Origin of the sequence: Kitasatospora sp. MBT63, assembly GCF_000710465.2 — a bacterium.
In the GTDB taxonomy this organism is placed as follows: Bacteria; Actinomycetota; Actinomycetes; order Streptomycetales; family Streptomycetaceae; genus Kitasatospora.
In genome coordinates this window covers 19270-22596 of the sequence record NZ_JAIZ01000502.1, presented here as the reverse complement: position 1 = coordinate 22596, position 3327 = coordinate 19270, and the positions used below count along the sequence as shown (strand labels likewise).

Annotated in this window: 2 protein-coding genes and 1 pseudogene; 1 reads left to right on the top strand and 2 read right to left on the bottom strand. The window is 77.3% G+C overall.

Annotated elements, in window-relative coordinates; all coding sequences use genetic code 11:
* A pseudogene (locus AA75_RS27040) lies at nt 1–1758 on the top strand (hypothetical protein); the annotation flags it as partial.
* 46 nt (nt 1759–1804) lie between these two features.
* On the opposite strand, the gene AA75_RS27035 reads toward AA75_RS27040, so the two are convergent.
* Nucleotides 1805–2644: an alpha/beta fold hydrolase gene (locus tag AA75_RS27035; RefSeq protein WP_033822876.1), complete on the bottom strand. Its 840-nt coding sequence runs from the start codon at nt 2642–2644 to the stop codon at nt 1805–1807.
* Between the two features lie 37 nt (nt 2645–2681).
* Nucleotides 2682–3272: a hypothetical protein gene (locus AA75_RS49825; RefSeq protein ID WP_051813461.1), complete on the bottom strand. Its 591-nt coding sequence runs from the start codon at nt 3270–3272 to the stop codon at nt 2682–2684.
* Nucleotides 3273–3327: the final 55 nt, after the last annotated feature.

The following is a 3327-nucleotide window of genomic DNA, read 5'->3' as shown; positions in this document are numbered from 1 at the left end:
GCCGACGACGCCCGCCGCACCGCCCGGACCCTGCGCGCCGAGCGCGCCGAGCTGGCCGGCCTCGCCGAGGACGCCCCCGAGCAGGCCGCCCCGGCCGCCTCGCTGCCCGCCCTGCGCGAGGCCTACCGGGCCGCCTCCCAGCTGTACGAGAAGGTCGGCGTCGGCGCCGACCTGCGGGCCGAGCAGGCCCGCGCCGAGGGCGACGAGGCCGCCGCCGCGGCCGAACTCGACCGGCTGACCAACAAGGTCCGCACCCGCGCCGAGGAGCTGCTCGCCAGCCCCGACGGCGCCGACGGCCCGGCCCGCCAGGCCGCCGCCGCGCGCGCCGAGGAACTGGTCGCCACCATCGAGGCCCGCTCCGCCACCGCCAGCGAGCAGCTCGGCCGGCTGCGCGGCGAGGCCGAACGCTCCGCCCCCGCCGACGGCGAGTCCCACACCGAGCTGCCCGCCGAGCTGGTCCCCACCGACCCCGACCACGCCCAGCTGCTGCTGCGCACCGCCACCGGGCTGCTCGCCGAGCGCCGCGAGCAGGTCGACGCGGCCCGGACCGTCCACGCCGACCTGCAGCGCACCCTGGAGACCGCCCAGTCGGCCACCACCGACTTCGAGGAGCTCGCCGCCCAGCTCAGGGACGGCCTGCGCGACCACACCGAGGAGGGCGAACCGCAGCCCGCCGAGCCCTACCTCGGCGGCCTCGCCGACGCCCGCGCCGCCGCCACGGACACCCGGCGCGCCCTGCGGACCGCCGCCGCCGACCTGACCGGCGCCGAACTCGCCGTCCGCGACGCCTCCGACGCGCTGGTGCGGCACGCCAACGCGGCCCGGTACGAGGCCGTCCGCACCCCCGCCCGGCACCAGATCCGCGAGCTGCCGGCGGCCGCCCTGCCGGACCACGCCGCCGCCTGGGCCGCCGCCTTCGCCCCGCGGCTGCGGGTGCTCACCGACGAGCTCGCCCAGCTGGAGCGCAACCGCAGCAGCATCGTCGACCGGCTGCGCGGCCTGGTCGAGTCCTCGCTCGCCACGCTGCGCGCCGCCCAGCGGCTGTCCCGGCTGCCTGAGGGCCTCGGGGAGTGGTCCGGCCAGGAGTTCCTGCGGATCCGCTTCGAGGACCCGGACCACACGGTGCTGGTCGAGCGGCTCGGCGAGGTGATCGACGAGGCCACCCGGGCCGCCGTCAAGAAGAACTCCGACCTGCGCCGGGACGGCATGTCACTGCTGCTGCGCGGGGTCGCCGCCGCGATCGGCCCGCGCGGGGTCGGCGTGGAGATCCTCAAGCCGGACGCGGTGCTGCGCGCCGAGCGGGTCAGTGTCGGCCAGATGTCCGACGTCTTCTCCGGTGGCCAGCTGCTCACCGCCGCCATCGCGCTGTACTGCACGATGGCCGCGCTGCGCGCCAACGACCGCGGCCAGTCCCAGCTGCGGCACGCCGGCACGCTGTTCCTCGACAACCCGATCGGCCGGGCCAACGCGACCTACCTGCTGGAGCTGCAGCGGGCGGTCGCGGACGCCCTCGGTGTGCAGCTGATCTACACCACCGGACTGTTCGACACCACCGCGCTGGCCGAGTTCCCGCTGGTGATCCGGCTGCGCAACGACGCCGACCTGCGGGCCGGCCTGAAGTACATCTCGGTCGAGGAGCACCTGCGTCCGGGCCTGCCCGCCGCGCCCGACCCGGACGGTCCGGCGATCCACGGCGAGATCACCGCCACCCGGATGTTCAAGCGTCCGGCCGAGGCCCCGGCCGCCGCGGAGGCCTGAGCACCGCCCACCCGCACCGCGCACCTGCGCCGGACGACCGCGCCGTTCAGGCGTCCGGCGCGGGGCCGCGGGCCGCGGTCAGGGCCGCGGCCAGGGCCTCCGTGAGGTACGAGGCGACCAGTGCGGGCTCCTCGGCGGGGGTGAAGAAGCTCTCGCCGGGCAGGGTGATGACCCGGATCCCGGGCCGGGAGAGCAGCAGGCGGCGTTCGTCGGCGGTGATGCCGCCGTCGCCGCTCTCGCCGTGCACCACCCAGGCCGGCCCGTCCGCGCCGCGCAGCCGCGGCGCGACCGAGCCGTACCGGTCGAGGTACCCCAGGTAGCCGCGCAGGACGCGGCGCATCACCCGGGGGTCGTTGCGGCGCAGGTCCGCGACCAGTTCCGCCTTGCGGTCCGGCGGCAGCGGGCTGTCCTTGGCCGCGCCGTCGACGATCTTCAGCATCGCGCTGTACGGCAGGTGGCCCAGCACCAGCGCGAGCCGGTCCAGGGTGCGCAGGAACCGGCTCTCGTCCTGCCGGGAGAAGCTGGGGGCGAGCAGGATCACCGGCCCGCGGAAGCGGCCGGAGGCGGCCATCTCGATCGCCACGTTGGCGCCCATGCTGTGCCCCACCACGACGTCGGCGCCGAGGCCGGCCGCGCACTCGGCGGCGAGGCGGGCGTAGTTCTCCAGGCCGCAGTCGCGCGGCGGGGGAGTGCCGCCGTGCCCGGGGAGGGTGACGGCGGTCAGGCGGACCCCGGCGAGTGCCGGTTCGGCCATCAGCTCGCGGTACTCGTCCGCGGTGCACAGGCCGCCGGGCAGCAGCAGGGCCCGCTGCTCGGCGTCGTCCGGACCGGAACTGATCCGGTCCCAGCTCAGCCACGACCATCCGTGGCCCGTCGGTTCGGCCATGTCTCCACGGTAGGTCCGCCGTCCGGGGCCCGCCCGGTCAGCCGCCGGGGGCGAGCAGCAGCGCATGGGCGGTGTCCCCCGGCTGCCCCGGGTGGGCGAGGTCGGCGCAGACCAGCAGCACCTCGGCCGCCTCGCCTAGCGTCAACAGCCGTGCGGCGAGGGTGAGTCCGTCGGTGAGCCGGTCGCCGACCGGAGTGATCGAGAGCATCGGTCCGGCCAGCCCCCAGCGGGCGGCGACCTGGCCGAGTGCGGCCGTCGGCGCGGACTGGAACAGCAGGGGTTTGGCCACCGGTTCGCCGCGGGCCAGGGCCAGGGCGACGGCGTGGGCGGTGGCCGGGTCCGAGCGGAGCGAGGACAGCAGGACCGCGGTCCGCTCGCCGCGGGCGGGCGGTGCGGGCGGCTCGCCGTAGCGGGCCCGCAGGCAGTCCTCGGCGACGGCCGTGACCAGCGGCGGGAAGCGGGAGACCAGGAACCTGCCCTGGTCCGGGCGGGCCGTGGGCGCCCCGGGCGGCGGCCAGTGCGCCTCGGCCAGCACCCGCGGGGCGGGCGGCCGGGGCGGCCCGTGGCTGCGGCCGGGCGCGGGGCAGGGCTTGAGGCAGGGCTTGGGGCCCGGCGGGGGGCCGGTCACACCCGCTCCAGCAGCAGTGCGGTGCAGGTACCGCCGAATCCGGCGCTGAGGCTGA